This is a genomic window from Sphingobacterium prati, from assembly GCF_013167215.1.
Classification (GTDB): domain Bacteria; phylum Bacteroidota; class Bacteroidia; order Sphingobacteriales; family Sphingobacteriaceae; genus Sphingobacterium; species Sphingobacterium prati.
Map to the genome: position 1 here is coordinate 270,473 of NZ_JABJWY010000034.1, position 15,991 is coordinate 286,463.

The 15,991-nt window shown below is 39.5% G+C and carries 13 protein-coding genes; 6 read left to right on the plus strand and 7 right to left on the minus strand.

The features are described from left to right. Positions 1-6 precede the first annotated feature (6 nt). Entirely contained in the window at positions 7-3,222 is a 3,216-nt protein-coding gene (locus HPC41_RS11385; RefSeq protein ID WP_172394139.1) for a SusC/RagA family TonB-linked outer membrane protein, read from the minus strand. A 495-nt stretch (positions 3,223-3,717) separates the two neighbouring features. Between HPC41_RS11385 and HPC41_RS11390 the strand changes: the two genes are divergently transcribed. After that, positions 3,718-4,257 carry a GNAT family N-acetyltransferase gene (locus HPC41_RS11390; RefSeq protein WP_172394140.1) on the plus strand — a complete coding sequence of 180 codons (540 nt, stop codon included), beginning with the start codon at positions 3,718-3,720 and terminating at the stop codon, positions 4,255-4,257. A gap of 45 nt (positions 4,258-4,302) precedes the next feature. On the opposite strand, the gene HPC41_RS11395 is transcribed toward HPC41_RS11390, so the two are convergent. From HPC41_RS11395 to HPC41_RS11420, 6 genes are all read right to left on the minus strand, one after another. Then, the gene (locus HPC41_RS11395; RefSeq protein WP_246250593.1) at positions 4,303-5,250 is read right to left on the minus strand and encodes a polysaccharide deacetylase family protein; all 948 of its coding nucleotides are present in this window, start codon (positions 5,248-5,250) and stop codon (positions 4,303-4,305) included. Between the two features lie 192 nt (positions 5,251-5,442). Then, entirely contained in the window at positions 5,443-6,192 is a 750-nt protein-coding gene (locus HPC41_RS11400; protein WP_172394141.1) for a succinate dehydrogenase/fumarate reductase iron-sulfur subunit, read from the minus strand. A gap of 11 nt (positions 6,193-6,203) precedes the next feature. Beyond that, complete coding sequence (locus tag HPC41_RS11405) at positions 6,204-8,120, minus strand: fumarate reductase/succinate dehydrogenase flavoprotein subunit (RefSeq protein WP_172394142.1); 1,917 nt, start codon at positions 8,118-8,120, stop codon at positions 6,204-6,206. 10 nt (positions 8,121-8,130) lie between these two features. Then, the gene (locus tag HPC41_RS11410; protein ID WP_172394143.1) at positions 8,131-8,787 is read right to left on the minus strand and encodes a succinate dehydrogenase cytochrome b subunit; all 657 of its coding nucleotides are present in this window, start codon (positions 8,785-8,787) and stop codon (positions 8,131-8,133) included. 12 nt (positions 8,788-8,799) lie between these two features. Continuing rightward, positions 8,800-10,230, minus strand: a complete 1,431-nt coding sequence (locus HPC41_RS11415) for an anion permease (RefSeq protein ID WP_172394144.1) — start codon at positions 10,228-10,230, stop codon at positions 8,800-8,802. Between the two features lie 20 nt (positions 10,231-10,250). Beyond that, positions 10,251-11,417: a porin gene (locus tag HPC41_RS11420; RefSeq protein WP_172394145.1), complete on the minus strand. Its 1,167-nt coding sequence runs from the start codon at positions 11,415-11,417 to the stop codon at positions 10,251-10,253. 312 nt (positions 11,418-11,729) lie between these two features. Here HPC41_RS11420 and HPC41_RS11425 point away from each other — a divergent pair, with 312 nt between their 5' ends. The 5 genes from HPC41_RS11425 to HPC41_RS11445 all read left to right on the plus strand — a co-directional run bounded on the left by HPC41_RS11425 (position 11,730) and on the right by HPC41_RS11445 (position 15,972). Continuing rightward, positions 11,730-13,118 carry a glycoside hydrolase family protein gene (locus HPC41_RS11425; protein ID WP_216660737.1) on the plus strand — a complete coding sequence of 463 codons (1,389 nt, stop codon included), beginning with the start codon at positions 11,730-11,732 and terminating at the stop codon, positions 13,116-13,118. 47 nt (positions 13,119-13,165) lie between these two features. Beyond that, the gene (gene glsA / locus HPC41_RS11430; RefSeq protein ID WP_172394146.1) at positions 13,166-14,197 is read left to right on the plus strand and encodes a glutaminase A; all 1,032 of its coding nucleotides are present in this window, start codon (positions 13,166-13,168) and stop codon (positions 14,195-14,197) included. A gap of 119 nt (positions 14,198-14,316) precedes the next feature. Further along, a complete protein-coding gene (locus HPC41_RS11435; protein WP_172394147.1) occupies positions 14,317-14,682 on the plus strand; it encodes a VOC family protein in 366 nt (121 codons plus the stop codon). A gap of 127 nt (positions 14,683-14,809) precedes the next feature. Then, positions 14,810-15,250, plus strand: coding sequence for a carboxymuconolactone decarboxylase family protein (locus HPC41_RS11440; protein ID WP_172394148.1), 441 nt, complete (start codon positions 14,810-14,812; stop codon positions 15,248-15,250). Positions 15,251-15,459: 209 nt separating this feature from the next. Next, positions 15,460-15,972, plus strand: a complete 513-nt coding sequence (locus tag HPC41_RS11445; protein WP_172394149.1) for an SRPBCC family protein — start codon at positions 15,460-15,462, stop codon at positions 15,970-15,972. Positions 15,973-15,991 lie beyond the last annotated feature (19 nt).

Genomic DNA, 15,991 nt, shown 5'->3' on the forward strand with positions numbered 1-15,991 from the left:
TAGCAATTAAAAGGATAACAATACGCCCGCATTAATTAATCTCGCCTGCGGATAATATTGTCCCAATGCATTTACTGCTTCCGGGTCATACATCTTGATCTTGCTCCAGGTTATTAAATTCATGCCATTTGCATACACCCGCAATGAGCCGATGCCAATTTTATCGCAGATTGTCGACGGAAGATTGTAACCTAATTCCACATTTTTTAGCCGTAGATAATCGGTGCTTCGCATCCAATAGGTATTATTGTACGAGTAATATTGGTTACTGCGATCCGTTAGTCGGGGGTATTCACTGCTTGGATTGGTTATACTCCATCGTTTATCGTAGAATTCTTCTAAAAAATTACCAATAGAGCCCGATTCGTCGGTACCAACACGAATCTCTCCACCTGTGGCGCCTTGGAATAAAACGGACAAATCAAAATCCTTATAGTTCAAGCTAAAATTGAATCCACCCTGAAATGTTGGATCACTATTTTTATCTCTTCTTACTTTATCATCTGGCGTAATTTTCCCATCACCATCATAGTCTTGATATTTCATATCACCTGGACGTAAAGTCTTTGTAATAGCACTGTAATCAAGTTTATTCGCGGCGATATCCTCCATATCTCGAAATACACCATCATAGATGTAGTAGATATCTGTTTTGATTGGTTTGCCAGTGCTTTGTTGCCATGCTGGAGCTCCAGGTGCCTCATCCCAGAAAATAATTTTATTCTTCGCATAGCCACCATTAACGCTTACAGTGTACCCAAGCTCGCCCGCCTTACCTTTATACCCCAGATTAAATTCCCAGCCTTTATTATCTACTTTACCAATGTTCTCAGCTGGTAGTGTCATACCAGTACTTTGTGGAACAGAAGCATTTTTCCGCCATAGAATAGAGTTTCTACGATTTTTGAAGATATCAAACTCAAAATTCAACTTACCCTGTAGAAATTGAAAGTCGAAACCTAAGTTATAGTTATTGGCGACCTCCCAGGTGACCATTTCGTTTGGCACCCTACTTTCAAACAGTGTTTTGGCCAACTTGTCGTCCACAATATAGGTTCCAAATGAATAGGTTGAAAAGTATTGGTATTCTTGTAATTTATCTTCCCAATAAATATTATCATTACCCATTTGACCATAGGACGCACGGATTTTGAAATAGTTGATTACGGGAATATTTTCTTTCCAGAAGTTCTCTTCAGATACAACCCAACCGGCCATTGCCCCCGGGAAAAAGCCAAAACGTTCACTCTCTGGGAACATATAAGAGCCGTCATAACGCCAGAGAAACTCTGCAATATATTTACTTTTGTAATTATAGCCAAAACGACCAAAATAATTCAACCTTGCCCGCTTCCAAGCTGCTCCATCATTATTTTTTTCTTGCTCTCCCCCCGCGAAAAGGTAATCGATACTGTTCGACAGAAAATAACGTCGATAGGCACTAAACTTGTCGTTGTCAATGGTTTCTCGGTTTACACCAGCGATGGCATTTACTTGATGATCGCCAAATTTTCGGTCAAAACTTAAAATACCCCCTAACAAAATGTTGAGTTGATCCTCGTTGCTTTGATTGAGATTTGGGTCTGCTGGGCCACGCCGACCAGCTTGCAACAGGGGTGTTTTGCCATCAGCTTCGTAACCTCCCGGCCAAGAATACAACGTCCAAGGTGTCACCCAAGTTTTTTGGTTTTTCACATATTTGTCTACAGAAGCATTTAATGTTAATTTCAGGCCTTCAATCCATGGATTCGTAATATCTACTTGTCCATTTGTTTGGAAATAATAACGTTTATCCCGGTCATATCCAGTAGAATTTGTCGTAATAACCACCGGATTTTCGCCATTCTCGATATCTGGTCCAGGTTTTCCATTAGGCCAAATGGCGGGTTGCGTCGGATTTCCACGCATCAGCATCCGAAAGATCGTACCTGCACTTTTGGTTGGGAAATTGCGGTTTTCCTGCCTACCCAATACACCAAATTGTGTTTTAATATACTGACTTATATTCGCATCCAGATTAATTCTTAGATCATACTGCTTGTAACCGGTTGCAGAATTTTTGTAATAAGCATCTTGATTTTGGTACCCTAATGACAAAAGGTATTTTACGTCTTCAGTACCCCCATTAATTTGAAGATTATGACGTTGTTGAGGTGACCAATCTTTCAATGTGGACTTGTACCAGTCAGTATTGGGGTGCCCCCAAGGATCAGAACCATCTTTAAACTTTTGGATATCCTCAGGTTTAAAAGGTGCTCCCAAGACAGTACCATCCTTCTTGGTATAAGATCCCTTCCCGTTTAGGTCTGTTAATGCTGATGACCATTCATCCACCGGAAGATTGTAAATTTCAAGTTCGTTGCGAATTTCAGCAAACTGTGTCGCATCGGTCAATTTGGGAATTACTGTTGGTTGGGAATATCCTTGATTAAAGGTATAAGAAAACTGTGGCTTGCCTGTCTTTCCACGGCGTGTTGTTACAAGAATAACGCCATTTGCAGCTCTTGCACCGTAGATTGCGGCCGAAGCATCTTTTAAGACAGAGATGTTCTCAATATCCCGAGGATTAAGTCGCTCAATTCCGCCTTCACGAGCTGGAACACCATCAATAACGACGAGTGGGCTGCTATTTCCCAACGTATTTGTACCCCGGATCTTGATTGTCGATCCGTCATATCCAGGCTCCGCACTACCATTGGTAGCGATTACACCGGGGATTCTTCCAGTCATCGCATTGGAGACATTCAATGCTGGGGACTGCGCAAGATCACTTCCTTTAACTGTAGCTACCGCGCCCGTTACTGTTTCTTTCCGCTGTTTCCCGTAACCTACAACAACGACTTCGTCAAGACTGGATTGAGAGTTTAAGATCGTCACATCTATAGCTTTTCGCCCTTTGACTGCTTCATCCACTGTCTGTTTACCAACCATCCTAAAATTGACTGTCCCGTTAGCAGGAACCTTATCCAATTTGTAACGGCCTTCATTGTCTGTTTTGGTGACTAAATTCGTCCCATTGACCGATACAGTAACGCCCGAAATCGGCATTCCCGCCTCATCTCGTACGACACCAGTAACACTTAATTCTTGTTGAAAGAGATTTCCGTAATTCGCGAAGGTCGCGGCATCTACAGACTGAGGACTCAGCGCTACCAAAGAGCACAGCGATCCAGTCCAAAATGCTCTCTTCCATTGATTTGAGAAATAATGGCAATTAATCATAAAAACTGTTTAATGGTTTAAATTGTATGTTTATTAGTTATTATTTGCTTCTGCAAGATCCTAGGTTTAGGATCTTATCAAAGGCGGTTTATAATTGAATTTTTGATTATATGAAATTACAAAAATAAACAAATAATACAAGTGTTATTTTCACACTATTTGCACATATATACATAAAACATTTATTACAAGAAAGTTACAATTAACCCAACAATCAGTGTCACTATTTTGTGTACATACACGCTATACTACTGTATCCACATTAATATAATATATGTTGTAAATAGTCACATTTTAAGATCTTAATAAATATCGTTTTAATACATACATCCTTTCCTTAAGATACAACTGTTATAGTTTAGAAAGATTAGATCGTACATATTAATTCCAATGGTATATAATTATACGGATACAGCACTTTTGTGACAAATAGCTTTATTTCTTAATTTTAATAGCAAGAATAATATAAAATATAGTTTCCCAAAAAAACATATAATGAATATTTACATCAGACAGGAAAGCGTAAATGATTATCAGGCAGTTTTTGACCTGATTGAGCAAGCATTTAAATATGAGGAACACAGTACTCATCAGGAACAATTTCTTGTTGAAAAATTACGTCAGTCACCCGAATTTATTCCTAAGCTTTCCTTAATAGCAGAAGTTAACAATAAGCCAATTGGCTACATCTTACTTACAAAAATCAAAATTCACAACGAAGAAAAAAAAGAGGACTATCCTTCACTTGCTTTGGCACCAATAGCTGTATTACCTGAGTTTCAAGGAAAGGGAGTTGGTGGTAGATTAATTGAAGAAGCGCATAAAATTGCTGCTCAACTTGACTTTGGATCAATAATTTTATTGGGCCATGCCAGTTACTATCCAAGGTTTGGCTATGTTACAATGGCTGAATATGGTATTAACATGCCATTTGACGTCCCAGATGAAAACTGTATGTTGATTGAACTCCGCGAAAAAGCATTAGCTGGTCTGCAAGGAACAGTAGTCTATCCAGAAGAATTCGGAATAATTTAAAAAATTGTAGACTTCTGCTATTTGGATACAGCTGCCCATTTTTTATTAATATTTAATGGGATAATCTTGCATAAATTCAAATTGATACCCATCTCTTTTTAGTGCATCTATCAATGTAGATAACTCCTGTTGTCCCTTTTTTGTCTGGAACATATCATCATGCATTAAAAAGACCACATTATTGGGAACCATCGAACTTTTGTTGTTCATAAAGTTATGAATATGGGATAATGTCGCAGCCTGACTTTGCGTAGGATTGCCCGTAACACTATTCAAACGCCATTCTACATCCCAACCAAAAATACGGTAACCATTTTTATGAAGCATATCAGCTGTAGTAGAGCCATTTTTCAAATCTATTTTCCGAATATCATCATACATCCAGATATTTCTTCCCGGAAGCCTAACAATTTTATGCTTAAGATTAAGATCCTTTTCATTTTTCTCAAAATCCGCAAAAGCCTTTTCGGCATTATTATAGAATCGCGAATATTGGTTATTTGCATGAGTATAGCTGTGGTTATAACAGGCAATCAAGGGATTATTTTCATATTTTTGAAGATCCCGCTTTCTACCTTTACTCATATTGGCATGTTTACCAATTAAAAACACACTAACTTTTATATTTTTCTCCCTTGCCAAGGAATCAATTGCGGCACTTCCGATCAAAGGCCCATCATCAAATGTCAGATAGATATGCTTGGGATGCGTATCAAAGGCTCTTCGCAAAGAATCCTTTAGGTTACGTTTTTGTTGCTTGACAGGGACAGGGTGCAAGCTATCAATTGTAAAATGAATTTGATTTCTTTGAAGAGAATCCCATTTATTTAAAAGAACAGGTACTTTTTGCTTTTGAATCAACTTTTCATTTAATGTATCCCTGCGGCCCTCTTTATCACTACCCAATACCTTATTTGAGAAATCTTTACATGACATGCAACTTAAGATCACACAACCCGTGAACAATGCAAGCAACAACCTTCTACACTTCATATCTATCCTAATAACTTAAGCGATTTTTTAACATTCAAAAATACTATAAAAACCAACGCTAAAAGTATAATTTTTCATAAATCCCTATTTTCCGGGATAATCAGCTACATATATGACTAGTTAGATGTCAAGCGGAGTTAATGACGCTACCATCACATAGAAATGATTCGAAAATTTAAAAAAATTAATACCTTATTTCTTTTTAAAGATTAAAGCACGATTATATTCAAAATTCATCCGAGCAATGTTAAGTACGGATATTCCTTGTGGACATTCAACCTCGCAGGCTTCTGTATTGGAACAATGCCCAAAAGATTCTTTATCCATTTGCTTGACCATGTTGAGTACACGTTGGTTTCTTTCTTCCTTTCCCTGTGGTAACAGAGCCATATGCGTAATTTTGGCCGAAATAAATAACGCTGCGCTCCCATTTTTGCACGTTGCGACACACGCACCACAACCAATACATGCAGCAGAATCAAAGGCTTCTTCAGCTAACCGATGCGAAATTGGAATAGCGGACGCGTCGGGGGCCTGACCAGTATTGATAGATACGAAACCTCCCAAAGAGATAATTCGGTCAAAAGCAGCCCGATCTACTTTAAGATCTTTTTTCACTGGAAATGCGGATGATCGAAAGGGTTCAATCACTATAGTATCATTATCGCTAAAGGAACGCAGGTGCAATTGACAGGTTGTCGTATGTTTCAGCGGGCCATGTGCTATACCATTAATCATTACGCCACATTGGCCGCAAATACCTTCCCTACAATCATGATCAAACTCGACAGGTTCTTCCCCATTGACAATAAGCTTTTCGTTCAAGGTATCTAACATTTCAAGAAAAGACATGTGCGGGTTAAGCCCTTGCAGATCATAGGCAACTAGTTTTCCTGTTGATTGACTATCTTTTTGTCTCCAAATTTTAAGATGTAGATCCATAATTATTCATTTTATTTGTAGCTTCTTACTGTAGGTTGTATTTCTTCAAAAGTCAATTGTTCTTTGATTAATTCTGGTTGCTCCCCATTTTCTTTCCATGCCCAGGCAGAAATAAATTGAAATTCAGCATCATTTCTCAAGGCTTCTCCGTCTGCTGTTTGGTATTCCTCTCTAAAATGGGCGCCACAGGATTCTTTACGCGTCAATGCGTCATAACACATCAATTCACCTATTTCAAAATAATCTGCAACACGTCCAGCTTTCTCCAATTCCGTATTTAATGAATTTGGTTGCCCGCTAACCATCACATTATTATAAAATTCCTGTTTAAGTTTTTTGATTTCGCTTATGGCATAGTTAAGTCCTTGTTCATTCCTTGCTAGACCGCAATAATCATAAAGCAACTTGCCTAATGTTTTGTGAAAATGATCGACGGTCTTTTTGCCCTTGATTTGCAATAATTCGCCAATCTGTTTTCTAACTGCTGATTCTGCCTTTTCAAATTCTGGGTGATCCGTAGAAATTTTTCCAGTGTGAATTTCATTCGATAAATAATTGGCAATGGTATAAGGCGCTATAAAATAGCCATCCACAGAAGCCTGAAGTAGCGAATTTGCCCCTAAGCGATTAGCACCATGGTCGGCAAAATTAGCTTCACCAAGCGCAAAGAGACCCGGCAAAGTTGTCATTAGTTCATAATCTACCCAAAGCCCTCCCATTGAAAAATGGGCCGAAGGCGAAATCATCATCGGTTCGGAATATGCATCATAGCCCGTAATCTTATGGTACATATCGAAGAGATTACCGTATTTCTCCTCAATCTTTTGCTTCCCTTGCTCTTTGATTGCTTTAGCAAAGTCAAGGTAAACCGCATTTTTTAAAGGCCCTATACCAAACCCGGCATCAATTCGTTCCTTGGCGGCCCTCGATGATATATCTCGCGGAGCAAGATTGCCAAATGCTGGATATCGCCGTTCCAAATAGTAATCCCGATCTTCTTCAGGAATAGCATTGGGCGCTCTTTGTTCCTCTTGTTTTAAAGGAACCCAAATGCGTCCATCGTTACGCAAAGATTCTGACATCAAAGTCAGCTTGGATTGATAATCGCCCGATTGCGGCAATGATGTTGGGTGAACCTGGATCCAGCTCGGAGATGCCATCAATGCTCCTTTTTTATGTGCCCTCCAAATCGCAGATCCATTACAGCCCATCGCCAGTGTAGATAAATAATAGATTTTACCATATCCCCCTGTGGCGAGTATAACCGCATGGGCAGCATGTCGTTCGATCACTCCGGTATCCAAATTACGAACAATAATACCACGTGCTTTTCCATCAATGACAACAACATCCAGCATTTCATGACGGGAAAACAACTGAACAGCCTTTTTGCCAACCTGACGCATCAATGCTTGATAGGCTCCCAATAGCAGTTGCTGTCCTGTCTGGCCCCTAGCGTAGAATGTCCGACTCACTTGAACCCCACCAAAAGAGCGGTTGTTTAGATACCCTCCATATTCACGTCCAAAGGGAACACCCTGCGCGACTGCTTGATCTATGAGATTCAAGGAGCATTCAGCCATCCGATAAACATTAGCTTCACGAGCACGAAAATCCCCACCCTTTAAGGTATCCACAAACATGCGATATACACTATCACCATCATTCTTATAATTTTTTGCTGCATTGACTCCTCCTTGAGCTGCCACAGAATGGGCTCTTCGGGGACTGTCCTGAAAGCAGAAGGACTTGACCCGGTGGCCCATTTCGCCAAGCGATGCAGCGATCGAACTTCCCGCTAATCCCGTTCCCACAACAATGACATCCAACTTTTTCCGATTGGCTGGGTTCACAAGCTTGGCCGTTTTTTTATAACGTTCCCATTTTTGCTCCAAAGGTCCCGTTGGTATTTTTGCGTTTAAAATCATGTCTTCGCCTTTAGTTAACAGTAAAAAATATATAAATTGGCATCAATGCAAAACCAATACTGATAATAATGGAATAGGTAACACCAATTGCTTTAAACCAACGAACAAATTTTGGATGATACAGACCTAGGGTCCGCACTGCACTATGAATTCCATGGATAAGATGATAACATAAAGCCAACATTGACAAAACATAGATTAACACATACCACCACTGTTGGAATACGGCAATAACCAATACATAGAGGTCCTTGTTTCCTTTGACATCTAGCGGCGGTGCGCCAAACTTATAGACATACCAGAAGTTCTGTAAATGGATCACTAAAAAAATTAAGATAAGCGTACCCAAAATTCCCATATTTCGCGAATACCACTTACTTGCGCGTCCACGATGATCCGATTGATAGTCTCCGCCTGCTTTCTTATTCTTTATCGTGATAATTAAGCCATCTATGGCGTGCAGTATAATGCTCAGATAAAGTACATAAGAGACTATCTTAATCAGGATATTTCCTGATAAGAAATGGGAATAAGCATTAAATTGCGAATGTGCCTGCTCCTCAGGTAAAAATAACTGTAAGTTTCCCAGAAAATGGATCAGCAAAAAGAAAGCGAGAAATAACCCTGTTAAACACATGAGCATCTTCTTTGATAAGGTCGATAGCATAAGCTTTTTTCTTTAATAATAACCAATGACTTTCATCCATAATCCTCCTAAACCCATATAGATAACAAGTAGGACGATCCCGATTTCCAAACCACGCAACCACCAGGATTTGAGATCAACATAACCGCTACCAAAAAATACAGGTGCCGGCCCATGACCATAATGTGTTAATACGCCGTATATGGACCCGAGGAACCCAAGCATCATGGCCAATAACATAGGCGGAATACCTAATGATACCCCAACTCCTAATAATGCTGCATACATTGCAGCAACGTGGGCTGTAGCACTCGCAAAGATGTAATGGCTAAAGAAGTACACCAGAATAATTACCGGGAAAGCAATTTGCCAACTCAGCCCTCCAATCTGTACCTTGATCAAATCACTAAACCAGCCGATAAATCCAAGTTCATTCAGCGAGCTGGCCATCATCACTAAAACGGCAAACCAGACAATTGTGTCCCAGGCCCCCTTCTCTGCCTTTACATCCTCCCAGGTCAACACCGAAGTCAGCAAAAGTAAGGTCAGGCCGATAAACGCGGTTGTGGTCGCATCAATGGATAGTGATCCCCCGAAAATCCAAAGTGCCAGAAGAATAAAAAAGGCCAATAACATCAACCATTCGTTTCTGGATATTGGTCCCATCTCCTTTAATTTTTCTGCGGCCATTTTAGGTGCATCGCCTGTCTTTTTTAGTTCCGGTGGATAAAGTTTATACAGTACGAGTGGAACAACAAAAAAGGCTACAATTCCGGGAATAAATCCAGCAACAGCCCAGGACATCCAAGTAATATCAATTCCAAGATTGGCGGCAAACTTTTGACACATTGGGTTACTCGCCGTTCCAGTTAAAAACATGGAGGATGCAATCAAATTCATGTAGTAGCTATTCAATGTCAGATAGGAACCCAATTTTCGATGTGTCTCAGGCCTGTCGGGAACAGAATCAAAACTGATGGCCATTGACTTCATAATCGGATAAATAATACCACCGCCTCTGGCGGTATTACTCGGAATTGCAGGTGCTAAACATACATCCGCTAAACCTAAGCCATACGCTAGCCCTAATGAACTCTTTCCAAATACACGTATAAAAAGAAATGCGATGCGATTACCTAAGCCTGTTTTGATAAAACCTCTTGCAATGAAAAAGGAGATTCCAATCAACCAGATAACTTTGTCTCCAAAACCAGTCAGTGCTTTAGTAATCGATTTACCAGCATCTCCTGGAGCGAGCACCTGTGTCAGTGCGGTGAACGCGATCGCCATCATACACATGGTTCCCATTGGTGCGGCCTTAAGAATGATACCGAGAATGGTAGCGGCAAATATGGCAAACAAATGCCACGCTTCGGGGCTGACACCTTGAGGTACAGGAATAAACCACAAAATGAGCGCAACAATAAAGGTGATGGCAACATTTTTGATGCTAATTTCTTTCATATTAAATGGCGTTTAAAAGATTAAAATCTACTTTGTACTTGAACGATAAATAAATTCTTATTGTATTCATTGGTATCCTGAGTTTGTTTCTTATAACGGTCGAGTTGAAGACCGAGCTGTATACGGGCACCATAATTCTTTAAAAACTCCAGACCAAACATGGGCGTAAACGTTTGCCTTGCATTTGCATTTAACTTATAATTTGGATCGATATACTCGTAACGACAAGAAAGCTCAAATGCACTGAGATTGTAATAGTTAACTTCATACCTTAAATTCGGAAGGAAATAGATACCTCGAACGAGATAATCACTTAGCTTTGAAGTCCGCGCCTCCTCATCCAGCGCATAATATAAGTTATGATTTATAGCCTGTTTCGCTTCCAGTTGCATATCTAGGTTCCATCGCTTTCCAAAATCCACATTTCCGCTCAGATCTACTCCCAGTGCATGTACTTGTTTTTTCACGACCTCACCTATCCCACCGTTTAATCCTAGATTGACTCCATATTTCTTTGAAAGCCCAAATACTAAGCGCGTTGAATATTGTTTTCCGTTGTCATTATCCACGACTTGGTTTTTACCATTTCCATTAACCACCGAAAAGGAATAACTGAATGGCATATCTCCTAAGTTAACTTCCCCTGTTGCGGCCATTCCTATCTGGAAACTCGCCCAGCCCAACTTACCAAATTCAAGGTATTGATTTGACCAGTCCAACGATTTAATAATATCTATTGGGTAAGTTTCCTCAATGCCAAACCAAGGTCGGAACTGACCAACTGTAATGGCCAATTTAGGGCTAAAAGTATATTTTAAATAAGCATTCTCAAGCACCTTTGTTTTTGGGTCACTTTTAAAATCAGCCAGGTTGGCAAGCACAGCCACTTCGGTCCGTTTACTGATCTGCGCACGCATCTGCACCCGCATATACTTCACCATAAAGTTATTGTCTGTTCCTGAGCCATCACTGTGATGGAGCCCGTTGACATCCACGTCTTTCGTTGCACTGATGAGGTACCTTGCTTGAAAAAGTCCTTTTATCTGTAATTTAGGGTAGGTTACATCTCCCTTGGTCTGCTGTACCGAATCTCTTTTATCTAACTCAACTGGACCAGGCTCCTGCCCCTTGACAGTTGGGCATAGCAATATGTATAAAACAGAAATTAGAACGGAAAGTTTCCTCATATCTAAAATTATTATCTATCCGCTAGTAGCCCAGCGCACTTTTCAATGTCAATAATGTTATCATTTATTCTTTCCCTACTAACATATAGACGGATGAATGGTTTTAATTTTTTTTATAAAATTTATAACTGAAGGAAAATATTAACCAAATACACATGAAGTTGAGTAAATTCCTTGTTTTTATGTATTTTCACGGCTGGATGTAAAATGAATGCTAACGCTAAACTGCAATTATTATAACCTTTAAGATCTTCATAAACTGTTACATCCTGTAGGATACATTACAGATAAATTTTAGAACCAATCAATCGTATGAAAGAACAATTAATCAGAAAATGCTGTCTCTGCCTAGTACTAATTATCTATGGACTTTACATCCCCGTTTCCAACGCTGCGAAGCGAGAGAAAACGGCTATGTTCTGGACATGGCTTGACTACAATCCGGCTACAAATTTTGACTCCATCTGCCGTGAGATGAATTATTTGGGTATAGATGGGGTTATGTTAAATGCGGCAAGTCCTGATGAATATCGTATTGCGATTCCTATAGCAAAAAAATATGGCATACAGGTAGTTGCTTGGTTGTGGACCATGAACCTGGAACATGATCGGGATAAAGTTCTCAGGGAACATCCAGACTGGTTTAGTGTCAATAGAAATGGAAAAAGTTTGGCTGATACCACAGCATATGTTGGGTATTACAAATTCCTATCACCTGTCGTGCCAGAAGTGAAAGATTACCTTAAACAAAAGATCCAGTCCTATTGCGAAGTTGATGGGCTCGCCGGAATCTCGATAGACTATAATCGTTATGTTGATGTTGTATTACCGACTACATTGTGGCCAAAGTATAATATCGTCCAAGACCGTGAATACCCTGCATGGGATTATGGATACCATCCAATTGCAATAGCAAAATTCAAAAAACAATACGGTTATGACCCTAGAGCACAAAAAGATCCTTCAAAAGATTTAAAATGGAGACAGTTTCGTTGTGACCAGATCACTGAAATAGCCAATATGATTGCAGATGTTGTACACGCTCACGGAAAGACAATGGCTGCGTCTCCTTTTCCCACGCCTAAAATGGCTTCGAGAATGGTTCGTCAAGACTGGGGTAAATGGAACTTAGATCTTGTATTTCCAATGGTCTATAGCAGCTTTTACACAGAAGACCCGAGCTTTATAAAAGACTGTACTTTGGAAAATGTGAGAGATAAAGCAAGCCATACCACCCTTTATTGTGGTTTAATGGCTAAAAACAATGATGAAATGTTTGTTGATATGGATGAAGCATTGAACAATGGTGCCCAGGGTATTTCTATCTTCACCATACATAGTCTTCAGGATCCAAAAATTAAGGAACGTTTCAGAGCCTATACAGCCGCTGCAAAATTAAAAAAAGAAAAAAACAATGGAATTTTATCTCGAATTTCGGGTCATAAAGTTGAAAACGATCCTTTCAAAAAAGTCGGTATCATGAAATTGATCACCCAAAAAATTCAAGACATGGTAAAGGCTGAAAATCCGGCTGCCAGTCCTGTAGCATTGTCAAAATATAAGCAAATTGACAGTTATGATGTGACCAAAAAATATCTCGTAAAGGATACAGTCAGCCAAAAGAATTTCTATGTTACTTTCTTCTTCTATGGCGACATTCTTTCAGGCTGGAATGTTGATCCTGCACCTGCAAATAGCTAGAATAGATATACTTTGCTATCTTTGGGATTTTATAAAAAATTGAACACATGAATAAAACTTTTGGCTTGATAATGGCATTGTTTATACTTAGCTGTATGGAAGCAATAAATGTATGCCATGCGCAGCAGGATGCGACCAAATCGACAATAAGGGATACCACAGCCATAGATCAAGCAACTTTAAATACCATTCTTGAAAAGAACCGTCAATGTTATAAACAAGGAAAAGTAGCAGATTACATACCCGAACTGGGCAAAGCTAACGCGCAATCCATTGCACTTTCTGTTGTCAATAGTAATGGTACTGTCGTCAGCGCCGGGGATATCCAGCAGAAATTTACCATCCAGAGTATATCGAAGATCATTGCACTGATGATTGCGGTCAAGGAAAATGGAGAAGCAACTATTTTTGAGAAAATGGGGTATTTTGGCACAGATAAGCCTTTCAATCATTTTGGCAATCTGGAGACGATGGGAAAACCGCTTAATCCAATGATGAATGCGGGTGCCATACTGACCACAGCACTTATTAAAGGAAAAGGTGAAGAACCATTTGTTAAAATCCTTAAGATGATCCGTTTCATCACAAACAATGAACATATTGAGTATAACCATGCGGTGTATAACTCAGAAAGGGAAACGGGGCATCGAAATCGAGGCATGTTCTATATCATGCGAAACAATGGCTTAATTGATGGCGAAGGAGAAGAAAAACTCAATAACTATTTTAAACAATGTTCGATCGAAATCACGGTCGAAGATCTAGCTAAAATAGGTTATTTTTTTGCCCATCATTGCGTCCGTTATGACGGTAACAAAGAATATCTAGACCCCGGCCTGTCGCAGCTGATTCAGTCGCAGATGTTAATCGCCGGTATGTACGAATTCAGTGGTGAATATGCACGTACGGTTGGCTTGCCTAGTAAATCCGGTGTCGGTGGGGGAATCACGGTCAGTGTCCCCGGTAAAATGGGGATAGCTGCTTTCAGTCCTGCTTTAGACCAGCATGGCAATTCACTTGCGGGTTACCGCATGATCTTTGATCTGGTAAAAGCCAGACAACTCAGTATTTTTAATTAGCAGATTAACTCCTGTTAATTAACCCTTTATAAAACCGAATTCCAATTTCACTTGTTTATTCCTTGGCCGACATAGCTATATGAAGGCTAAGGAATTATTAACTACCAAAAATTAAACCAATGGTCAGAACAGAAACAATAATCGCTGTAGAAAGTGTTCCAGCAAGTTCATCATTTTATCAGAAACTACTGGGCTGCGACAGCGCGCATGGTGGAGAGACTTTTGAGATACTAACAGTCGATAACCATGTCATTTTATGCCTTCACAAATGGGGTGAACACGCACACCCTACACTACTCCAACCCAAAAATGCCGGAAATGGTCTTATCTTATTCTTTCGGGTAGGCAATCTCCAAGAAGTATTTGAAAATGCCACTAAACTCGATGCAACTTTCGAAAAAGAAATTCATTACAATGAAAACTCCCTAAAAAATCAATTTATTCTTCGGGATCCGGACAACTATTACCTGATGATATCTGAATAAGAGGATTCGTCCGTGAATAATTCCCATAGACCAGGGTACTAAATGTTGCTTTGATTAGCTTTCTTAAACCAGTTTAAGTTTATTATTCAATCTTTCCTCCAACTTTGTAGTATCAAAATAGAAAACAATGACAGCACGATTAAATATTGCAAAAGTAGACGCAACAGCGTACAAAGCAATGATGGGTTTAGAAACCTATCTTGCTGAGACTTTTTTAACTCCTATCCAAAAAGAACTCATTAAGATAAGGGCATCCCAAATTAATGGATGTGCTTTTTGCCTGGATATGCATACAAAGGACGCGTTAAAGTATGGTGAAACTCCACAAAGGATATTTTTACTGAACGCTTGGCGCGAAACCGATTTGTTTAATGCCGAAGAACAGGTCTTATTGGAGATGACAGAGGAAATTACATTAATTCACCAAAAGGGCTTAACGGAGCAAACCTATCAGAAAGCAAAGAATCTCTTTGATGAAAAACAAATTGCACAGATCATCATCGCTATTATTACGATCAATGCCTGGAACAGAATCGGTATAAGCACACATTTGGAATTATTGAAATAGCGAATACTACCTGTGTGTAAACATACGTCGTCCTGTATAAATATAGGCAGCTCGCAAATTGTCCAGGCATATCGTATAACGAGAAGGTACCATCTCAAACAAAGGGACTGATCCAAGTTGGTCAGCCCCTTTACTTCCTCTTTCCAAATTCATATTTATCGACTATCTTTAAGCTGAAAACAGTTTACTAACCAATTAAACGTAGAAAAATGAAAGTCGTTAAAAAATTTTTAATTGTATTGGCTATTCTCATAGCTATTCCATTGATTGTGGCACTTTTTGTTCCCAAGAAGTTTGCGGCTCAAAGTGAGATTACGATTGACAAGCCAAAGCAGGAAGTTTTCAATTACGTAAAATTCATGCGTAATCAGGATCACTTCGGCGTTTGGCAACTTTCCGACCCTCAGATGAAAAAATCCGAAGTGGGTACCGATGGCCAGGTTGGATTTAAGTACAGCTGGGACGGTGAAAAAGTTGGAAAAGGTTCGCAGACCATTACGCGAATTGTTGAAGGCGAGACCATCGAAACATCGCTGGATTTTGGATTCGGTGAACCATCCAAAGGGTATTTTATCCTGAAGGAAATATCCCTAGATCAAACGGCCGTAACATGGGGTATTACAGGCAAATCACCTTATCCATGGAATTTAATGAACCTATTTATGAATATGAATAAAGATTTTGATCAGGGGCTAAAAAACCTGAAAAATATCTTAAAATAGCTTAGAAAACATTGGCACA